The sequence below is a fragment of the Microvirga sp. KLBC 81 genome (genome assembly GCF_003075415.1).
GTDB lineage: Bacteria > Pseudomonadota > Alphaproteobacteria > Rhizobiales > Beijerinckiaceae > Microvirga.
This window is the reverse complement of record NZ_QDAH01000341.1, coordinates 1-521: the sequence shown is the minus strand read 5'-3', so window position 1 is coordinate 521 and position 521 is coordinate 1. Positions and strand designations below refer to the sequence as shown.

1 protein-coding gene is annotated in these 521 nt (G+C 60.5%); it reads left to right on the top strand.

Annotation, left to right across the window (positions count from 1 at the left end; translation table 11 throughout):
- Positions 1 to 521: IS6 family transposase (locus tag DC522_RS34095; RefSeq protein ID WP_245444797.1), on the top strand; the 521-nt coding region annotated here is incomplete at both ends.

Here is a 521-nt window from a genome sequence, read left to right as displayed (position 1 = left end):
GTGTTCAAGGGCAGGCATTTTGATCAATCAGTGATCCTGCTCTGTGTCCGTTGGTACTTGGCTTACAGTCTCAGCCTGCGCGATCTCGAGGAGATGATGGCCGAGCGCGGCATCTCGGTCGACCATGCCACGATCCACCGCTGGACAGTCCATTACGCGCCGCTCCTGCTTGAGCGGTTCGATCGCCGAAAGCGAGCTGTCACCAGCAGGTGGCACGTCGATGAGACATACATCAAGGTCCGCGGGCGGTGGATGTACTTGTACCGGGCGATCGACAGCAACGGCGACACCGTCGAGTTCTGGTTCAGCGAACGGCGCAACCTCACCGCTGCCAAACGGTTTCTGCGCAAGGCGCTCAAGCGGCACGGTCGGCCAGAGCGGATCGTCATCGACGGAAGCCAGACGAACCGCGAGGCTATCCTGTCCTGCGACACGACAGACCGGCTCCAAGATGGGCGCAAGCTGAAACCGATCCGGATCCGGCAGAGCGCCTATCTGAATAATCGCATCGAGCAGGACCA